The 19,157-nt window shown below is 35.7% G+C and carries 14 protein-coding genes; 4 read left to right on the forward strand and 10 right to left on the reverse strand.

All coding sequences use genetic code 11. The annotated features are described in order from the left end of the window. Positions 1-487: 487 nt before the first annotated feature. The 7 genes from CG11_RS21615 to CG11_RS21645 all read right to left on the reverse strand — a co-directional run bounded on the left by CG11_RS21615 (position 488) and on the right by CG11_RS21645 (position 8,255). Positions 488-1,168, reverse strand: a complete 681-nt coding sequence (locus tag CG11_RS21615) for a DUF4386 domain-containing protein (protein WP_052598929.1) — start codon at positions 1,166-1,168, stop codon at positions 488-490. A 182-nt stretch (positions 1,169-1,350) separates the two neighbouring features. Further along, positions 1,351-2,124, reverse strand: a complete 774-nt coding sequence (locus CG11_RS21620; protein ID WP_052598930.1) for a helix-turn-helix domain-containing protein — start codon at positions 2,122-2,124, stop codon at positions 1,351-1,353. Between the two features lie 189 nt (positions 2,125-2,313). Next, positions 2,314-3,426 carry a glycosyltransferase family 2 protein gene (locus CG11_RS21625; RefSeq protein WP_052598931.1) on the reverse strand — a complete coding sequence of 371 codons (1,113 nt, stop codon included), beginning with the start codon at positions 3,424-3,426 and terminating at the stop codon, positions 2,314-2,316. Further along, positions 3,423-4,370: a bifunctional riboflavin kinase/FAD synthetase gene (locus tag CG11_RS21630; protein WP_052598932.1), complete on the reverse strand. Its 948-nt coding sequence runs from the start codon at positions 4,368-4,370 to the stop codon at positions 3,423-3,425. Before CG11_RS21630 ends, CG11_RS21625 begins: the two co-directional genes overlap by 4 nt. A 74-nt stretch (positions 4,371-4,444) precedes the next feature. Continuing rightward, complete coding sequence (locus CG11_RS21635; RefSeq protein ID WP_081909621.1) at positions 4,445-4,918, reverse strand: GNAT family N-acetyltransferase; 474 nt, start codon at positions 4,916-4,918, stop codon at positions 4,445-4,447. 209 nt (positions 4,919-5,127) lie between these two features. After that, positions 5,128-5,727, reverse strand: coding sequence for an SH3 domain-containing protein (locus CG11_RS21640; RefSeq protein WP_052598933.1), 600 nt, complete (start codon positions 5,725-5,727; stop codon positions 5,128-5,130). 383 nt (positions 5,728-6,110) lie between these two features. Then, positions 6,111-8,255, reverse strand: a complete 2,145-nt coding sequence (locus CG11_RS21645; RefSeq protein ID WP_052598934.1) for a von Willebrand factor type A domain-containing protein — start codon at positions 8,253-8,255, stop codon at positions 6,111-6,113. A 487-nt stretch (positions 8,256-8,742) separates the two neighbouring features. Between CG11_RS21645 and CG11_RS21650 the strand changes: the two genes are divergently transcribed. The 3 genes from CG11_RS21650 to CG11_RS21660 all read left to right on the forward strand — a co-directional run bounded on the left by CG11_RS21650 (position 8,743) and on the right by CG11_RS21660 (position 12,253). Beyond that, positions 8,743-9,594: a M15 family metallopeptidase gene (locus CG11_RS21650; RefSeq protein WP_081909622.1), complete on the forward strand. Its 852-nt coding sequence runs from the start codon at positions 8,743-8,745 to the stop codon at positions 9,592-9,594. Positions 9,595-9,892: 298 nt separating this feature from the next. Beyond that, complete coding sequence (locus CG11_RS21655; RefSeq protein ID WP_052598935.1) at positions 9,893-10,942, forward strand: hypothetical protein; 1,050 nt, start codon at positions 9,893-9,895, stop codon at positions 10,940-10,942. 27 nt (positions 10,943-10,969) lie between these two features. Beyond that, entirely contained in the window at positions 10,970-12,253 is a 1,284-nt protein-coding gene (locus tag CG11_RS21660) for a DUF2254 domain-containing protein (RefSeq protein WP_052598936.1), read from the forward strand. On the opposite strand, the gene CG11_RS21665 is transcribed toward CG11_RS21660, so the two are convergent. The 3 genes from CG11_RS21665 to CG11_RS21675 all read right to left on the reverse strand — a co-directional run bounded on the left by CG11_RS21665 (position 12,250) and on the right by CG11_RS21675 (position 16,225). Continuing rightward, positions 12,250-13,635, reverse strand: coding sequence for a hypothetical protein (locus CG11_RS21665; protein WP_052598937.1), 1,386 nt, complete (start codon positions 13,633-13,635; stop codon positions 12,250-12,252). The genes CG11_RS21660 and CG11_RS21665 overlap by 4 nt on opposite strands. Positions 13,636-13,716: 81 nt before the next feature. Continuing rightward, the gene (locus tag CG11_RS21670) at positions 13,717-14,919 is read right to left on the reverse strand and encodes a serine hydrolase (protein WP_156039851.1); all 1,203 of its coding nucleotides are present in this window, start codon (positions 14,917-14,919) and stop codon (positions 13,717-13,719) included. Between the two features lie 292 nt (positions 14,920-15,211). Next, positions 15,212-16,225, reverse strand: coding sequence for an ion transporter (locus CG11_RS21675; protein WP_052598939.1), 1,014 nt, complete (start codon positions 16,223-16,225; stop codon positions 15,212-15,214). Positions 16,226-16,750: 525 nt separating this feature from the next. Here CG11_RS21675 and CG11_RS21680 point away from each other — a divergent pair. Next, a complete protein-coding gene (locus CG11_RS21680) occupies positions 16,751-19,153 on the forward strand; it encodes a DUF5686 and carboxypeptidase-like regulatory domain-containing protein (protein ID WP_052598940.1) in 2,403 nt (800 codons plus the stop codon). The last annotated feature ends 4 nt before the right edge of the window (positions 19,154-19,157 follow it).

The raw sequence follows: 19,157 nt of genomic DNA on the forward strand, positions 1-19,157 counted from the left end.
CATGTACAATCTTTTATTAGACGAACATCATCCGCCCTCACAAGGCAAGGTGTATAGATTCATAGAACGATCCTTACTCTCCACTAGATGTAAAAAGGTTTTAATTTATACACATGCTATCGTCTATCTATTGCTATTATACTTACTTTTAAAAATAGAGCTATTGCTGTTGTTGTTTCCTACTATCTATGTCAACATACTCTTTTTATCCCTATTAGATACTCTAACCAATAACAACAGAAATGGCAAAACAACACTCATTAATTTAAAACGCAGAACAATTGAATTCTATCGTTATCAATATCCTCAATCATTCGATTATGCCAAATTAAAGGTATTTATCAAGCACAAACATCTAAAAATAGTAGCCCAACAGAACTTCTTTGTTTCTTCCTATTATTACGGTTCCTTGAATAAAATTTTTCCATCACCGGATAGCTTTCTTGAACAGTTAGAAAAAAATGGCGCTACAATAATAAATGCCTCTTTAGTTCGCTTTTCGTTCCTCCAATCCTTTTACAATCAACCAAATACTCAAAACTATTTCTTGAAAAACCAAAGGAAGACTCAACATAGCAAACGAAGTGGAGATGACATCTATTTGAGAAAATAGAATTAGAAAGCTAGCTAACATGGCCAATAAATTGCCAACCAGCCCCCATATAGACAACCATTTGGGAACTAAATGCGCTTTGTAGAAAATAAAATACATCAACAAGTTCCCTAAACCAGTTGCTAACATAACGCCTAAATGATTGGTCAAATCTCGCCCTAACTTCAGCATACCTCCAAGTTGATCAAAAGATAAGCCATTGGTTACTTCTGTTTTTATAAACTCTTGGCTTAACAGGACAAACACAGGCAACAATATAATGCCTATTAATTGAAATACGCCTGCTACAAATCGAAACCCTACAAATCCCAATGCTAAATTCTCTTTGTAATTCTTTAAAATGGGATACAGCAACAAAGCGAACCCTATGTATATTGGCACCAAAAAGAATTGAAATAAAGCTCCCCAAAGTACTTGGTTTTTGTGTAGATAAGCTTGCCGAAGGTAGTCTTCGCCCTCTACAGCAGGTACAACACTTAAAATACCTGATACAATTCCCAAAAGAATCAAGCTACCTGCTATGATGGATACTTTTCTGTCTGATTTTATTAACATACCTTTTTTTGAATTGAAGTTTAGTTGTATTACGCCTCTCTCGTTACTCCGTTAAAAATCGCGTTAAATTAATTATCAACAGATTACTTCATGAGCTTTATAACACAACATAAAATTGTTTTTTAAATACAATTCAAAGGTAGGTGGAATAAAAAATCCTTAATTGTAAAAAATGGACATTCTTATTTATGCTCCTCTCCTATTTTCCAAAATGCAGTTGGGTTATATCCTGTAAATGTTTTAAAATCATGTATAAAATGTGCTTGATCATAATACCCATTGGCATAGGCGACATCGGTTAGATTGGAGGTATTGGAGTAGCTTTGTAAAACCGATTCGAAGCGTATAATTCTTGAATACATTTTAGGGCTGAACCCTGCAAATGCTCTAAAGCGTCTTGCAAATTGTTTTTGCGACAAACAAAAGTCATTGGCGAGCTCATTAACTTTAATAATTCCGTTTGATGCTTTTATTTTTTTTATGGCTCCTATAATTATTTTGTCCTCCATTTGCTGTTTTCTTACCGCAGCAATAAAATAATCTGATAGTATTTTAATACGGTGTTCGGTGGTTAGAGCAGTGGCTATTTTTTCATTTAAAACCCTTCCTTCATATCCCAAAAATGTATCTAAAGCAATAAATTCCTCATTTAATTCTGACGACGGCATCTTAAAAACAGTAGGTATTGCATAAGAATAAAAGGCAACGCCTAATAAATGATAAAATCCTTGTACAGGCAATTTATTCGGCAAACTAGTATGTCCTTGTACCACTGAAAACAATAAGTTGGAGTGTTGACGATGAGAACTAAAGGCAAAAGTTATTTCCGTCAAACTATTCGCAACAATATAGTAGGTCTCATTAGGTGGCTGTTCTAGAACATTCCAAGTTCCAACCCAAAAATGACTAATGACATTCCTAAGTTCTTGAGGAGGTAATATGATCCGATAGTCCATTTTTTACTGTATTTGATACTAATTACAATAATTAGTAGTTAGCTACGCTGCTACTTCGTGGTCGTTGATTAGTTCGTGAGCGCTGCGCTTTTAGTTAGCAGCACAGCTAACTATTAAATAATCAAAATGGCTATAAAGCTATCAATGAGTTGTCACATAATTGTCTAACTTAACTTATACACTCAACCACTACAATTCCAAGTCATTAAAAGTCTGTTTACCTTTTACAAAATGCTGCCAAACAATGCTCTTGGGATACACACCTGTTTTTCGGTAAGTAGCTTGTTGTTCATAAGCATATTTTTTTACCGTTTCAGCAGTCCTTTTTCGCTTTTGTTTGTTCTTTCCATACTGAGCAAAAAACGACCAATGGGCTCGAATAATAGCCTTGATATTGGCAAATTCGCCATTCATCAAAAAACGACAGCCAGCAATAGCATCCAATAATAATCGAATGAAAACAATTTTATACGCTTGGTTGCCTGTTTCATTTTTAAAAATAGTCGATAAACTATTCCTAAAGTTCAAAAATGCTTTTTGAGGGCTATGTTGTGGCAATGTCCCTCCGCCTACATGCCAAACAACAGACTGAGGACAAACCATGACTTTGTAATTGGCACGTTTTAATCGCCAACACAAATCAATCTCTTCCATGTGCGCTTTGTAATCCGCATCAAATCCACCCAAGTTGTGAAACAATTCTTTTCGAATAAACAAGGCGGCACCTGTCGCCCAAAACACTTCTTGTATATCATCGTATTGTCCTCTATCCTCTTCCACTTTGGTAAAAATTCTTCCTCGACAAAATGGATAACCCCACTTATCAATATAGCCTCCAGAAGCTCCTGCATGTTCAAATAAATAAGGTTCTGCAACCATACGAACTTTGGGTTGACAAGCCCCTATTTGCGCATCATTTTCCATTAGGTTAATAATGGGCTGAATCCAATCTGAAGCAACTTTTACATCTGAGTTCAAGAGAATATAATAATCGGCATCGACATACGGCAAAGCTTTGTTGTATCCTCCTGCAAACCAATAATTTTCCTCCAATTCAATTAAATATCTTGGAAAATCATGGTCTTGTTGGCTTTTATCGGTGTGTGGCTGAAAGCCTTCACTTTTCAAGTAAGCAACAGAATCATCGGTAGAATGATTATCAACAACATACAATTCTAAGTTGGCATAATCAGAGGCATAAACAGAAGGCAAAAATTGAGCTAAATAATCATCTTTCATGCCATTGTAATTCAAAATCACAATAGCTACTTTAGGGAGCTCTGTTAAGGGACTTAACGTCATAGTTTTATTTTTTTTCTAGCTTCAAATACCTTCAAAGCAGCTTTTTTATCTTCTGTTAATTGATTTTTTAATGCTTCCAATGTCGAAAACTTAACATCCCCACGCAGATATTCAATAAAATCTATCTTTAATTCCTCTCCATAAATATCCTGATTAAAATCAAAGATGTTTACTTCTATGGTTTGCTTCAAATTATTGTCAATAGTTGGTCTATTCCCTATATACAACATTCCTTCGTAACGGCGGTCATAATCTACTTCAACAGCATAAATCCCTTCTGGAGGAATCAATTTAAATGGGTTCGCAACTTCTATGTTGGCCGTAGGATAACCAATTGTATTTCCTATTTGCAATCCTTTTACAACCGTTCCTCTAAGCCCATAGGGATGTCCTAATAAACATTCCGCTTGATGCACGTTTCCTTCTAACAAGGCTTTTCTTACTTTAGTAGAACTAACTGCTATATCAGCAACCTCTTGTTTAGATATTTCAACGACTCGAAAGTTGTATTTGCTTTCAAACTTTTTTAAATAAGAAATGTCTCCAACACGATTTTGACCAAACTTATGATCATAACCAATCGCTATAATTTGGGGATTAAAGTGTTTCACCAAAAAATCTTGAATATAGGCATCAGGGCTTTGACTCGCAAACTCCTTAGAAAAAGGCACAACGACCAATACATCAACGGCACACTGTTCCAACAAATTGGCTTTCTCTTCGAGCGTATTCAAGAGTTTTAAGTTATCTTGCCGCTTTCCAACTACAAATCTAGGATGTGGATCAAAGGTAATTAGAATAGACTCACCATCAATTGACCTTGCCAAATCATTAATTTGTTGAATAATTTGTTGATGCCCAACGTGTACACCATCAAAAGAACCTATTGTTAAAACTGCATTTTTGAATGCTGGTAAATTATTTAAATCTTTATATATTCTCATTCTTATTTCCCATTACTTCGTAAAAACACCTTTAACAATTGTATGAGTAATAATTACGAAGCAAGCGTTTTAATTTATAATAACAACTCATAAGCTTGGTCACAACGAGCCACCATATGATCTGATTCAAATCGTTGAAATCCATTTTTCTTATACAAACCAATTGCCTCTTTTAAGACACTAGCCGTATCCAATTCGACTCGTTGAAATCCTAATACTTTTGCTTTTTCTAATAATAATGTCAACATCCATTGTCCCAATCCTTTGCCTCTGTGCTCCGAACGCAAATACATTTTTCGCAATTCCAAGCTTTGATCATCCAAAGGATAGATTCCTCCTGTTCCAACAACAACACCATTTTGATCTAAAATAACGACAAAATACCCACCTCGCTCAAAATAATGCTTTTCTACATCGTCCAAACAAAAATCAATAGCTCCTGGCTTTAGTCCATACTCTTCCAACACATCAAATACCAATTGCTTCATCTCTTTGGTATAATGATTTGTTGCTGGTATTAATCGATATGTTCCTCGTTTTTTTTCCACTTGCGTTTAATAGAAGATCATTAGTTTGTTTTAAGTAAAAGGTCCGAAAAAATAAGAACAAAAAATGAGATTATTGTTTTGCTAATCAAAGAAGAAAAAGGAAGGCTTAGCGAGCTAAGACAAGTTTTTCTGATGAAGAGTAGCGCAAAAAAAGGCTGCTTTAGTTGCGCTGTTACTGCGTGGTATTTGTTATTTTTTTGAACGATTACTTAATTTCCTGATGTGTTGGTACTCGTTGGCACAGGATAAAATTGAAGATAAGCTCCAAATGCCCATCCAACTTGCCCTGCTTTATTTTTAACCTTAATCCAAGGAGCTGTCCTTACCTCGTCTGGAGATACACGCAGTTTTTCTAATACCGTACGCTCCCCCAAATCAATCACTTCCTCACCATACATTAAATAAGTGACCAATTCGCCCCCCAAATTTGGCGCTTGTCGCACTCTCAAACTATCTGTAATAACATATAATTTTCGACCACCTCCATTGTTGGCAACAACATTGGTCGTTGTTGTTGCAGCCCCATTATTATCGTTATCAGATCCTGAAAATGAACTTCCATTGTCATCTCTTGGCTCTGGTTCTGATCTATGATTTTCTGTTGTAGAATCGACCACTTCTTCTGTTACAACAGGACCTTGAGGCGTTTCTACAGCAGGCTCTTTGCCACATTTAGATATTCCATACAACAAAAATGCGACACAAAACAAACCTATCCCTAATAGTTCCATGTTATTTAGTTTACCTTTAGAACTTTTTTGCGGTTGTGTTTCTTCTTCTTTGCGTCTACGTGGTCTATTTGATGCCATAATTTGCTATTTTCTACAAACAATAATGATTATCACGAATAGATATTCTGTTTTTTCTTTACATCACTTCGTAAAAAATCGTATCAATTTGATAAATTTTCACCATTTAACTCCTTAAAGAATTAATAATCAAACTCTCGTAGAGGTTATACGTCTTTCGATGATACAGGTAAAACAAAAAATGCTATATCGAACCCCACAACTCCATTCGTGATAATCGTTAATAGTATTATAAATTTCAATGTGCGAATATACTGAAAATTCAACGCATGTTAGAATCACGTGTCAATTTTATTTTGCTCAACAATATATAGAAAATAAGAAAGCCATCTTAGAAAAATCTAAGATGACTTCATAACGAACCATAACCAATAAAACGCTTTTTATTTTTGTTTGTTAGCTTGTGCTGACATAGACGATACATTTTTGACCATACGGATAAACTCCTGGCGATAACCTTCCTTATCGGCTCCTTTCGCTCCTTGAGCTAAGGACAACACGTTCTCATAAGTCAAATCATTCGAAAACTTAGATGCTCTCAACAACATACCAAACCCCGCTACTGAAGTTGCAAATCTAAAGTTTTCGGAAGCTTCGGCAATAGGCTTGATGTCTTTTGGGACAGGCAACGCCATTAAAACACTTTTTGTTCCTTTTGGTTCTTTATAACGCAATTTAATAGTCATTAAATCTTTGCTGCTATGCGCTAAACTCGTCGCTTTATTTTTTTGATAAATCAATGCATCTACTTTTTTCTCTCTTTTGCTCTCCTTATAATTATCTGCCAAAACAATTTCGTACAAAGCCGTCACTGTATGACCTGCTCCTAACTCACCAGCATCTTTGGCATCATTATTAAAATCCTCTTTATTCAACAAACGATTTTCATACCCAACCAGTCGATAAGATTTAACTTCTACAGGATTAAATTCGATTTGAAGTTTGACATCTTTTGCAATCGTATAGAGTGTTCCTCCCATTTCTTTGACTAACGTTTTTTTAGCCTCCTTTATATTATCAATATATGCATAATTACCATTTCCTTTGTCTGCCAATACCTCCATTCTATTGTCTTTGTAATTTCCCATGCCATATCCTAACACGGTCAAAAAGATATCGTCTTTTCTCTTTTCTACGATGAGCTTTTCCAAATCAGTTGTAGAAGAAGCCCCTACGTTAAAATCGCCGTCTGTTGCAATGATTACGCGATTATTGCCATCGGCTACTAAGTTTTTCTTAGCAATTTTATAAGCCAATTCGATTCCTGCGCCTCCTGCGGTAGAACCCCCTGCTTCTAATTTATCCAAAGCCTCTAATAATTTATTTTTGTCACTAGTAGATGCCTGAATCAGCCCCGCAGCTCCTGCATACACCACCAAAGCCATTTTATCTTTAGCTCTCATATTGTTAATGAGCAGTTTCAGAGACTCTTTTAGCAACGGTAATTTATTGGCATAAGACATAGATCCAGAAACATCTATCAAAAACACCAAATTACTAATAGGCGCTTTTTCCAAATCAATTTTCTTTCCTTGCAGACCAATCTGCACCAATTTTGCCTCTTTGTTCCAAGGGCAATCCGATACTTCTGTATGAACACGAAAAGGATGCTCGTCTTTAGGTTGTTCATAATCATAATTAAAATAATTAATCATTTCTTCTATCCTAATCGCATCTTTAGGTGGTGGTTGCATCTGATTTAAATGGCGGCGAATATTGGCATAAGAAGCTCGATCCACATCAATGGAAAAAGTTGACAGCGCTTCATCACGTACCGCTATGTACTCATTTTCTACAAAAGAACCATACTCCTCGTTACTTGGTTTTTCTACAGAAGCAATGCCTTTGGATGACGTCGTTTGATCTTCTTTTGCGGTTGCCATTGAACCCGCAGCTCCAAATGTAGGGCATCCCAACTTTCTATTCCTTGCTCTTTTTCCTCTTCGTTTTCCACCTTTTCGGGCTTTAGGGGCTGGTGAGCCATTCACAAAAATCAGGTTACTATGCGCTCTTGAACCAGCTCTTGAAATCCCCTTTCCTTTGCTTTTCTGATGTACGCCTGCTGTTGTTGATATAATATTTGATATATTTCTTGTGGGCATATTTTTAATATCTTCTGCCCCCAATACCTGACCACCAGAAGTAGCACTCTGCTCAATCAATGGAATTCGATAAGCTCTTACAACCACTTCTTCTACATTAACCCTTTCTTCCATTTCTACATCAAAAGTAACGACCTGTCCTAATTTGATAACAATATTTTCTATTTTCACTGATGGATACCCCACATAGGATACTGTCAAATCATACGTATCTGCTTCAATATTCGAGAAGTTATAATTGCCATCAAAATCTGTCTGCCGACCTGCAATTAAACTATCGTCCTTTTCTAAAAGCACAGAAGCAAAAGGCAAACCTTCATCATTGGTTACGTCAATTACTTTCCCTTGCAATGTTCCTGTTGTTTGCCCATAACTCGTTATTACAATAACAAAAAACAAGATGCTAAAAATAAAATATTTACTCATGGTTTATTCTGTTTAAAGGTGTGAAGGAATTCATTTAGTTATTAGTACATAGTAGTTCGTTGATTTTTTACTTTTTTACCAAAAAGATAAAAAAGCACATTTATATTAGTTTGATAATCAAAATTTTAACACAAAACACAACAAAGACATAACTTGTTGACTATCAAACTAATAAAGTTTTTCAACGAACTATTGAGCACAAACGCAATCACTCAAAAAATGATCAAATTTGTCTATACAGATAGGATAAGTTGGTAAGAAGCTCAGTTTATTGATTGTCAATAGTTCGTTGAAACCACGAAGTAGCAACCTAGCTAACTACTAATTGTGCAAAGTGGTGTATTATAATTGTGCATGAAAATTGTTATCACTTCAAATTATTATGGGGAATCTAAGCTTATAAATTATTAGATGCAGGTAGATTTATTTTTGGTGGGTTTGTTGAATAATTTTTATCGAAAGTCCCTTAGATTTTATATTTTTAGTTATGAAACTACTTTTACAACATCTTATTTTATGGAGTTTGGGGTTAAGCATTCTATTGGCTTGCACTACCAAAAGCAAAGAACCCAACCACGTTCCAATCAATTCCACACATTCTCCCCTTCTTAACGTTCGTTCTCAAACCATTCAACAGGCAATTCCTATTGGTTTACAAAAATTAATTGCAGCATATCCAGAACAAAATTTCAAAGCTAGCTCTACCGCCTTGATTTGGATGGACGGTGACACGATGCCTTATCGAGACAGTACTCCCAATAAAGATTTTGAGATGTTGCTCAACCATCCTGATTTAGAAGACCAGTTTATAATGCCTTATCCTAAAGGAATTGATTTTCCTATCCCCAGTCGAAACAGTGACCCAGGACGAGTTCGAGTGGAAGCATTTTTTTTAAAAATGTATGGTCAGACGAAAGAAGCTGTTCGAAAAAATTTGGTTGAAATCGATTTTTTAGGAACGTCACTGCTTGTTACTAAAATCAATTCTATTGACAAAAAATTAATTCATATCGCCAAAAAATTAGCACAATATCCTGAATTAAAAAAATACGTAGAAAACGTAGGAGGTACTTTTAATTGGCGCAAAATAGCAGGAACCAATCGTTTGAGTACCCATAGCTTTGGAATGACCATAGATATCAATGTCAAGTATTCAAATTATTGGCGTTGGGCGGTTCAAGATAAAACAGAAGATGGAAAACGTCCGATTGTTTATAAAAATAGAATTCCTCTAAAAATTGTACAAATATTTGAAGAGAATGGTTTTATTTGGGGAGGCAAATGGTATCATTACGATACGATGCATTTTGAATATCGTCCAGAATTATTAATTGAATAGTTGCTATAATTTAATACTCCGTTGATTTTTTAGTTTTCCTACGAAAAACGTAAAAAAGCATCTTGCATTAGTTTGATTACCAGCCTTTTAGCACAAAGGTTAACAAAAGCACATCTTACTGATAATCAAACTAATACGATTTTTCAACGGAGTAATGATAATTAATACTCCATTGATTTTTCAACGGAATGGTATATAATGTAAGTAGTTAGCTACGCTACTGATATGCAGTTGAATAATATTGATAATACCGAAGCTAGTTAAAAATCAAGTACAGCCATACAAATTATAATTTACAATGTTAAAAAACACAAACTTACTGCTCTTATTAGTCTTTTGGGGAACATTGCTTTTTGCGCAAAATGCAACAGAAGAAAGTTACCAACACTGGTATCCTTTTGATGGAAAAATTCTAGATTTAAAGACGTTGCAATACACCTCTACCAATCATGAATTGCCAGCGTCATTTAAGACAAATAGTCCATATGCGGTTCGTTACAAAGGCTTAGCGGTTGATAAATTAGCCTACCAAGGTGTGCTCTTTGAAATAATAGAAGACAATAGTATTTTGCTAAAAAACCTAGAAACTAAGGCGGTTACTCCTCTACCAAACAAAGAAAAAGGCTTACCCATGCAAGGTCGGAGTTTACTACTTGAGGCAATTGATGGCGTTATCTGTATCAAACCACTAAAAGCTGATAATGGGTATATCGTTTACAAATACGATAAAACGGGCAAAGAATTATTTGGTGTCCAAATAACGCATAGCGAATTTGTTCAACACAACGAATTGACTTATCACCTACCGTATTTGGGTTACGTCACCCATACGGCTAGTAATGTTGTTTTTGCTTCTTACGTCAACCGCATTCCCAAAACAGTGGTTTTAAATACTATTGACGGTAGTCTTTCTCAGTTTGACTTTTCTGCTGTAGGCATCATTCGAGATGCTGAAATGGATATGGATGTACATGGATTTGTCCAATTGGACAAAACGAATGGCAGTATTCAAGTAACCTACATTAGTGATAATTTTGAATTCAAAAACCCTTCTTTTAAAAACATTACACATATAGAAACGTTAATAATAGAAAATACACTCGTTTTAGCAGTTTATAATGGTCGGTCGCCTGAAGTTCATTTAATGGCAATTGACCTATCCACCCAATCCTTGAAATGGGAAGCCGATGTCGCTCCATTTGGTACCAATGCAACGAGTGCTTATTTTAATGCTGTTTGGTTGAGTGCTTATGAGGGAAAAATTATCTTAGAAGGCTACGAATCGAAGGGCAAGCATTTGCAAATTTTTGATGGTTCCAATGGAAAGCGACTTTGGAAATCATTTTAATCTCCTATTTTCCCCTTAACGAATCATATGAAAGCCACTTTAAAATTTATCAATAAATTAAAAAGTGCTATAATTCATAGCATTGCCTTTTACCCTATTTTAATTAGCACGTCTTTCGTCTTCTTGGCAGTTATTTTATTGTTTGCCGAAAATTTAGAAGCTATTGCTACCCTCAAAGAAGTAGTTCCTTACTTAATTGTCAAGGAGCACGATACCGCCAGTTCGATTTTATCTACTATTTTTAGTGGCATTCTCTCTTTGACGGTATTTAGTTTTACGATGGTAATGGTAGTTCTGAATCAAGCTTCTTCCAATTTTTCGCCAAGATTACTACCAGGGCTCGTCTCCGACAAAAAACACCAAATCATTTTAGGGTTTTATATTGGCACCTTGTTGTATAGTATTATTGTGTTAATGTCTTTGGGCACCTACGGTTCTTCGACCAATGCCATTGGATTTTCGGTGATGATGTCGGCTGTTTTTGGGGTAACTTGTGTCGTTTTATTCGTCTATTTCATCCATAGTATTTCTCAGTCCATACAGATTCACAACATTATCAATCAGATTTACTATGCTAGCAATCGTCTCCTAGAACAAGAAATTGAAGAACAACAAGAAGCTCCTAACGCAATTCAAAATGTTTCTGGTGATTATACGATTATCAAATGTGACCGCACAGGATATTACCATTCTTTTGATGGTACTTTGCTGCCCGATTCCTTTAAGAAACGCTCGACTACTATTGAAATCTTGCCTTATGCCGATCAACATATTTGGATGGGTACTCCAATTATTCGAATCAAAGGAACAATTTCAGAAGAAGATGAAAAAGCAATTTGTTTGTGTCTTTATATACTAGGCAATCAGCACGAGGACGATAGCAGCACTGGGGGCATGATAAAGCTTTCCGAGGTTGCGGTCAAAGCGCTTTCTCCTGGTATTAATGATCCTGGAACAGCGATTAATGCGATTTCTAAACTAGGTCAATTGCTGCACCGTGCTCTACAAATTAAGCCTACGACTCAACTTGAAATTCCAGAGAGCAATATCAAGACCATTCACAATAAAATTGCTCCTGACGAAATGATGCGCATTATTGTACAACCTATTCGTCAATATGGAAAAGGAGATGCGAGTGTAGCACATACTCTAATGCGTACTTTAATCTATATCTGCCAAAGCGAGGCTATTCTACCCGATTACAAATGGGCGATCCAAGCGGAAATTGATGCCTTGGCTTATGATGTAAAACAGACCATTAGTAATAAAAACGATGCTAAGAAGATATTAAGTTTGTTAGAGTCCGTTTAAGTTAAAGTATTCTTCTTTTTTTGTCTTAATTCGCCTACTAATACGACGAATACCAACGCGTATTCTAGCCCAATTACCCAAGAGTTTTCAGCGAATATTTCATGTTGATAACTGATATATGTCAAGCCGATCAAGGCTGTCCATATCAATACATACATTCTATAAGAACTTAATACAGCCAACATTACCAAAGGCGTAATGTACCACGGATGAACGGTTGTTGCCAAAAAGAAATGCACAGAATAGATAATCAAAAAGGCTGTCCAAAATGTTTGAATTGACGCTCGGATATTTTTTCTCAAAGAAATATATAGAATCAAGATCAAATCTATAATTGGTAATAGTTTACGCAGGAGAACATACAAATCCATCTTCAAAAAATCCTCCAAAGGAGAAAATCCCATGAAATATTCATGATAATCCCACAGCCACCAATATTCGTTAATTAACCAATATCTTGTTAGATAATAAATGCTTGCATTAAACTCAAAATGACCAAAATACAACCCCATACTCTCTTTTATCTTCTGTATCATTTCTAAATCAAAAAAGAGCACTAATAAGGCTAGATTTACGATCCCAACAAGCATACAATAATACACCCCTCTTTTGAACCACAATCGATGCAAAATAAGGGGCATAAACATCAATGGTAGCAATTTAGCTCCTACCGCCATTGAAAATGCCAAGGCAGATTTTGCATACCCCTTTTTTGCAAAAAGATACAGCGCTAGAGTCATAAAGAAAATCAAAATACTTTCGGTGTGTAAATTGCCAGATAATTCAAGAATTATCAATGGATTAAAAGCATAAAAGAAAGCCAAGTAGAGTGGCTTATTCAAGCATTTTAGCAACCGAACCAGCAATATTATCGTGCCTATTTCTAAACATAAAACCAAGGCATGAAAGACAACAATACTAGCGAGTACATTATCTGTAAAAAAATAGGTTGCTGCTGTAAAGAAAAATTGTGTTATAGGCGGATAGACAGAATAAAACTTAGGAGAATTAAGTTGTGCATACAATTGCTCTAAATGTGCCTCTGCATACAGCTCTGTTCCTAATAATTCTACTGGTGTAAACTCATAAGGATTAACGCCAAAACTCAACAATCTACCATCCCACAAATAACGCCAAAAGTCGTCTGAAAGCTCGGGAATCGCACCTAAGAATACTGCTCTTAAAAGAATTGCTCCCAATAAAAACATCTTCCATTTGGATGAGTCGAACTTCTTTTCTGCATAGTAACACCAATAGAAATACAACGCAAATAAAAAGGCATATAAAATCGCAAACAGCTCAAAGGAAGTTCTTGGAACTGCATAACCTAATAACACGTAGGCAATGATAGAGCCTATTAATAATAGATAATTTGTCTTCATAAAAAATGGTTTACACAAGGGTTCAAGTCTACCATTTTTTTAATACAACAATTAGTGAAAATATTTGTCTGCTAAAAGCAACTAGCTAGGCACTCTTGGGGCAAAGTACATTTCAAAAAAAGCATGCACACAAGCAGAAGACAGGTCATTTTTAGACGCATTCGTCAAAAATACAATTCCAATATCTTCTGTTGGGCAAAATCCCATTTCGGGACGATAACCTCGCACAAAACCACCATGATAAACAATTTTATGCTTCTTATAATTAAAAATACGCCACCCCATTCCATAGTATGCATCTGTCAAACCAGGTGACCATGTTTCATAATATTTAGAATCTTCGTTGATTGGAATATGAGGTTTAAAAATTTCCCCTAATACAGATTCAGGAATAATATCTGGATGGTGTCCAAGCATTGCTTGAAGCCAAATTGCCATGTCCGAAATACTTGCATTGACGCCCGCTGCTGGTCCCACATTGTACCACTTCTTGCGGATGTTCACACTACTCCAGCCCTTTCTATTACTAAAAACATGAGGAATTGCCTTGTTTTCATTGCTCATCATTGCCTTATAACTAGAAGAAGCGTCTGTCATCTCTAAAGGATTAAAAATCATAGAATCTAACAAACGACCATAACTTAAGTCTGTAGTTGCTTTTCCAATTTCGCTAATCGCACTAAAAATAGCATTTTGATACGCAAATACTTTGGCAGGTTTTTCTTCTATTTTGGCATTCCTTAATCCTCGCAAGATACTACCACAAGACCAATCCTTATAAATCAAACTAGCTCCAGAATATTCTTTTAGACCAGTAGTATGGCTGAGTGTATGTCGAATCGTTAGCGCCTCTGTTTGAGCTGTGCTACGCAATTTAAACGTAGGCAAATGAGTCGTCAATTTATCGTTCCAATCAATATATCCTTGATCGACCAACAAGCCTGCCAACACAGCTGCAAAGCCTTTGGAAATAGATGCTAAACGAAAAGTAGTATGTTCATCAATTAACTCCTCTTCGCCTTTTTCTCGGACACCATGCGTACGCATCAACACTACTTCTCCATCTTTTACAATCGCATACGCCAATCCTGGTAAATCCAATTGTTCAAACTTATTGGTAATAAATGTATCGTATTGCTCTAGAAAGTCTCTCATGCGAACTTCCTCTGGGTCGGGTTTATTGATCAATCGAGCTGTCTGTCCTTCCTTTTTCAATCGTAATTCTTCTTCCGCTGTCGCTTGATTATTATTACAATTGCTAAATATGAGAAATAAGCTGATCAAAAAAATCCACTTCAAAACTAGCTTCACCACTATATCTTTTTTTTTATTTAAGTAATAGTTCGTTGCTTTTTTACTTTTTTAGCTCGCTGCGCTCGTGAGCTCGCAAGCTTAGTTACCCAAAAGATAAAAAAGCACATTTATATTTATATTAGTTTACTTCGTGAGCGCTGCGCTTTTAGTTAGCTTCGCTGCTACTGCGTGGTTTCAACGAACTATTGATTTAAGAACACTAACCTGTTTATTGCTTTTTTTACAAATAGCATTCTGACTGTCTTTTAATTAATAACGCTACTTACGTATGTATATGATTTTCATCATCGTTTAATTTTTCACCACAATAAGGACAATATACAAAAGCCTTTCCAAAGTGCTGACTACAATCTTTATGACGATTGGTTTCTATGGTTTCATTGGTCGCCCAACTACTATCGTCACTTTTTTTGGTATTGACTTTCTGAAATTGCGCTTGTGGCAAATTCCCTTTGGGAACATAATTGTCTATTTCTTCCTCTTTGATGGTGCCATCTTCTAGCTTTTCGATAAAAGCGGAACTCAAAATACCTGCTGGCAACGCAACCAAACCAATTCCTAACAAGGCAATCAATCCCGATAGAAACTTTCCTAAAGGTGTAATCGGAAATACATCTCCGTAACCGACGGTCGTTAAGGTAGCAATTGCCCACCAAAAAGAAGCGACAATATTAGGAAACAATTCTGGTTGTTCTTGCCCTTCTACATACCACATTAAGGTAGAAGATACTAATAATAATACGAATGTTACAAACAAAGTAATCCCTAAATCGTGTCGTTTTTCTGTAAAGACTTCTGCAACGACTGTAATCGAATTGGTAAAAGAGTTCATTTTGAAAATTCTCAACAATCGAGTAATCTTCAAAATCCGAATGAATCGAAAATCATTTTGAGCAAACTCTCTCAAACCAAAGAAAGAAGCAAAATGGAAGAAGATTGGAGCGATTGCTATTAAATCTACAATTCCTGAACCAGAGGTGATAAATCGCCAGGCAGCCGTAGGCCAAGATACCGCATCTTTATATTTGTAATCTGCTGTAGAAACACGCAAAATGTATTCTATGGTAAAAATACCTAAAGTAATATTTTCAAACAAATTAAAATAGTAACCATATTGCTCTCTTAAATTATCAAACGACTCCAATACAATGGCCACAATGCTTAATAGAATGAGCCCAGTAATAAACAATTCAAATGATTGGCTTCCAAAACTTTGCTCTTCTTCATTATCTATAAAGTGGTAAATATGTTCTCTTAGTCCTCGTTTTGTTGGCATAGGATCGGCGCTTTGTTGGTTATGACGAACGAACAAGTTACAAAGCTTCACACAAAAAACAAAAGGCTACTCACTTATTTTAGGATTAAAGATGCGATGGGCAAACCTCACTTTTGTTGGGCAAGATTTTTGAACTAATCGGAAAACATTTGTTAAGCAATTGATTAGTGCATACTTTGATAGTGCCATTACTTGCTCAAATCTTGTTCTTAAGTAATCGTTCAAAAAAATAATCCCATTTTTTGTTCTTATTTTTTCTGACCTCTTACTTAGAATCTTCATAAGATTTCTTTATATGCTTTTGGGTTGCCTGAAAACGATATTTTTTTTAGATTTATCAAATGCTTTTCTCATTATTACAATTATGAACCACACAATGACTCCCCCTTCTTGCCCTTTTAGAACAAGTGTTCCTTAAGTTTAGTACCTACCTCTAACAGTATATACCGACAGTTAATGCTCTTACTAAGCTAAAGTGTCATACAATAAACCATTCTACACCATACTCGAATCGATTCACAAACAATGCATTCATTTTTTACATTTATTTTTCTATTTTTTTGTCTTTCTACCCATGCCCAATTCATTGTGGAAGGTAGCATTATAGATGCCGAAACCAAAGAAGCTTTACCCTTTGTTAATATTACATTTAACCACAATATTCAACTAGGCACAACTTCTGATATTGACGGTCAATTTAAGTTAGAACATCACGAAATCATTACTAGTGCACAACTCAGCTATGTTGGTTATCAAAATAAAAATATTGCCCTAAAAATATCTGAGACACCGTTCTTGCTTGAAATGGAAAGAACAGATGTTGCTTTAGAAGAAATTGTTGTCATAGCAGGAGAAAATCCAGCGTACCGCATTATAAGAAAAGCGGCTAAAAATAGAAACGTACATGACCCTAAAAAAGTGCCCACCTATACCTATGATAGTTATAATAAAATGCGCGTTTTTGACCAACACAATCACCCTAGAAAGGTAGCTCCCAAAGACTCTGTTGATCATAATTCGATTGATTTCTATTATACTATGATGGAAATTATTTCGAAGGTTCAATACATTGCTCCTGACAAAATCCAAGAAACAATTATTGCCAGCAAACTTTCAGGCTTTAAAGACCCTACCTTTGTTACAGCGATTGCTGAAATACAGCCTACTAGTTTTCACAAAGATAATTTCTTGATTTTAGACAAAGAATACCTTAATCCGATTAGCAGTGGCTGTATCAAAAAGTACGAATACCGTTTAGAAGATACGCTTTATCAAGAGCAAGATACGGTGTATATGATTCGCTTTTTTCCTAGAAAAAATAAAACCTTTGATGCTTTAAAAGGCGTTTTGTACATCAACACCAATGGGTATGCCATACAAAATGTATTGGCGGAACCTGCTCAGAAGCAAAAAATACATCTCAAAATTGAACAGCAATATACTTTAATTGATCATCAGAAGTGGTTTCCTTCTCAATTAAACTTTGAAGTTGAGCTTGCCCCTAGAAAAGTAGATACCTTTACTATTCAAGGAAAAAGGTATATTACCAATGTCAACTTACATCCTCATCTTCATCCCAAAGATTTTGGATTAAACAAAGTTACGATCAATGATGATGCGCACAACAAAGACAGTACCTTTTGGATTGAAAATAGAACGCATCAACTCACTGTCAAAGAAGCAAAAACGTACCAAGTCTTAGACAAAATTGGACGACAACTTCCCTTAGATTTGCTAATGGCATCCATCAATGAATTAGAAGATGAGCGCATTCAGTTGGATTGGCTATCGGTCAATTACACGCAAATTTTAGAATTTAATTTGCACGAACAGTTTCGCTTAGGGCTCGGATTGTACAGCAGTTACAAATGGAATCCTTATTTTTCTGTAGGCGGTTATTTTGCCTACGGTTTTAAAGATAAAGAGTGGAAATACGGTGGAAGTATTACGTTTCGACCTGCTCCCAAAAAAGACTTTGGCTTTCAAATTAGCTATGTAAACGACATTTTGGAACCTGCTGCAATCATTCAAAATACCCATTCTCTATCCAAAAAAGTATTGCCTAGTCAAAGCTTTACTCGCAGAAACGTTTTAGACCAAATGGACCGTACCTATGAATTTGAAATATCTGGCTATTTCCGTTCTTTTCGTTATTTACGAACACGCATATTGGGCAATTGGAGTTATAAAATACCTTTGTATGACTACCGTTTTGTTGCTGATAATGAAATCCTACAAAAATTCAAATTTGCGCGGATAGGTATTCAATTTCGCTTTGCTTACAAGGAAGATTTTGTAAAAATGGGCAGCAGTAATATGAGTTTACGCAATCGTTATCCCGTCGTTTATTTGAGCTACACCAAAGGTTTAAAAGGCATTATGGATGGAGGTTTTGATTACCACAAAATTGTTGGAGGTTTAGAAAGCAGCTTTTTTGTGAAAGGATTGGGAAGAACCTCTTGGTTTGCGCAAGCAGGTTGGGTTGGTGGCGAAACACCCTATTCTATTTTATTTAATGGTCGAGGGAGTTACGACCGTTGGCGTATGTTTCTAATCAAAAACACCTTTCAAACCATGCGCCCCAATGAATTTTTGGTCAATTCATTTGCCTACCTATTTATAGAACATAATTTTGGAAGTTTGCTCTTCAACACCCCTACGTTTAAACCTGAAGTAAAGCTATATCAAGCCATTGGTTTTGGCTGGCTTGATCACCCAGAACATCACGAGGGAATTGCTGTCCAAGATTTGAGAAAAGGCTATTTTGAAAGTGGCATTATGTTAGCTAATTTAATACGGTTGCCGATGTTTAACTTTGGCTATTTCGGGCTTGGCGTAGGCGCTTTTGTTCGTTATGGTTCTTATCATTTGCCCCAAAACTTATTGGATAACTTTGCCTTTAAAATTGACATGACAGCTACTTTTTAAGGAG

The organism is Aureispira sp. CCB-QB1 (genome assembly GCF_000724545.1).
Classification (GTDB): Bacteria; Bacteroidota; Bacteroidia; order Chitinophagales; family Saprospiraceae; genus Aureispira.